This is a genomic window from Providencia sp. PROV205 (assembly GCF_028479505.1).
Lineage (GTDB): Bacteria > Pseudomonadota > Gammaproteobacteria > Enterobacterales > Enterobacteriaceae > Providencia > Providencia huaxiensis.
The window spans coordinates 1-1,995 of the sequence record NZ_JAMPNU010000049.1; the positions used below are offsets into that span (position 1 = coordinate 1).

Here is a 1,995-nt window from a genome sequence, read left to right on the forward strand (position 1 = left end):
GTTGGGTAGGGGAGCGTTCTGTAAGCCTGTGAAGGTGTACTGTGAGGTATGCTGGAGGTATCAGAAGTGCGAATGCTGACATAAGTAACGATAATGCGGGTGAAAAACCCGCACGCCGGAAGACCAAGGGTTCCTGTCCAACGTTAATCGGGGCAGGGTGAGTCGACCCCTAAGGCGAGGCAGAAATGCGTAGTCGATGGGAAACGGGTTAATATTCCCGTACTGGTGATAATTGCGATGGGGGGACGGAGAAGGCTAGGCTATCCGGGCGACGGTTGTCCCGGTTTAAGAATGTAGGCAGGTGAATTAGGCAAATCCGGTTCACTATATGCTGAGGTTCGATGACGAGTCACTACGGTGATGAAGTAGCTCATGCCCCGCTTCCAGGAAAAGCCTCTAAGCTCTAGATTATCATTAATCGTACCCCAAACCGACACAGGTGGTCAGGTAGAGAATACTCAGGCGCTTGAGAGAACTCGGGTGAAGGAACTAGGCAAAATGGTGCCGTAACTTCGGGAGAAGGCACGCTGGCGCTAGGTGAAGTCCCTCGCGGATGGAGCTGAAGCCAGTCGCAGATACCAGCTGGCTGCAACTGTTTATTAAAAACACAGCACTGTGCAAACACGAAAGTGGACGTATACGGTGTGACGCCTGCCCGGTGCTGGAAGGTTAATTGATGGGGTTATCCGTAAGGAGAAGCTCTTGATCGAAGCCCCAGTAAACGGCGGCCGTAACTATAACGGTCCTAAGGTAGCGAAATTCCTTGTCGGGTAAGTTCCGACCTGCACGAATGGCGTAATGATGGCCAGGCTGTCTCCACCCGAGACTCAGTGAAATTGAACTCGCTGTGAAGATGCAGTGTACCCGCGGCAAGACGGAAAGACCCCGTGAACCTTTACTATAGCTTGACACTGAACATTGAGCCTTGATGTGTAGGATAGGTGGGAGGCTTCGAAGCGTGGACGCCAGTCTGCGTGGAGCCAACCTTGAAATACCACCCTTTAATGTTTGATGTTCTAACGTAGCCCCGTTATCCGGGGTGCGGACAGTGTCTGGTGGGTAGTTTGACTGGGGCGGTCTCCTCCCAAAGAGTAACGGAGGAGCACGAAGGTTGGCTAAGCATGGTCGGACATCATGCGGTTAGTGCAAAGGCATAAGCCAGCTTGACTGCGAGAGTGACGGCTCGAGCAGGTACGAAAGTAGGTCTTAGTGATCCGGTGGTTCTGAATGGAAGGGCCATCGCTCAACGGATAAAAGGTACTCCGGGGATAACAGGCTGATACCGCCCAAGAGTTCATATCGACGGCGGTGTTTGGCACCTCGATGTCGGCTCATCACATCCTGGGGCTGAAGTAGGTCCCAAGGGTACGGCTGTTCGCCGTTTAAAGTGGTACGCGAGCTGGGTTTAGAACGTCGTGAGACAGTTCGGTCCCTATCTGCCGTGGGCGTTGGAAGATTGAAAGGGGCTGCTCCTAGTACGAGAGGACCGGAGTGGACGCACCACTGGTGTTCGGGTTGTCATGCCAATGGCATTGCCCGGTAGCTAAGTGCGGAAGAGATAACCGCTGAAAGCATCTAAGCGGGAAACTTGCCTTGAGATGAGTCTTCCCTGACCCTTTAAGGGTCCTAAAGGAACGTTTAAGACTAAGACGTTGATAGGTTGGGTGTGTAAGCATAGCGATATGTTGAGCTAACCAATACTAATGAACCGTGAGGCTTAACCTGACAACACCGAAGGTGTTTTAGGGATTGAGAGATTAAAGTTGAATCAATAAAAGTGAGAAGCCGAGAGGTGAAGGACACACAGCTTGTTTGAGATTGACGTTCTGGTTTAGTGCACGAAAGTGACATTAAACGGGAACAAATAGAATTTGTCTGGCGGCAATAGCGCGGTGGTCCCACCTGACCCCATGCCGAACTCAGCAGTGAAACGCCGTAGCGCCGATGGTAGTGTGGGGTCTCCCCATGTGAGAGTAGGGAACTGCCAGACATTAA

The 1,995-nt window shown here is 52.0% G+C and carries 2 rRNA genes; both read left to right on the forward strand.

Annotation, left to right across the window (positions count from 1 at the left end):
• Window positions 1-1,725: ribosomal RNA gene (locus tag PR800_RS19360) — 23S ribosomal RNA — on the forward strand; the annotation flags it as partial.
• 149 nt (window positions 1,726-1,874) lie between these two features.
• A 5S ribosomal RNA gene (gene rrf, locus PR800_RS19365) occupies window positions 1,875-1,990 on the forward strand.
• Window positions 1,991-1,995 lie beyond the last annotated feature (5 nt).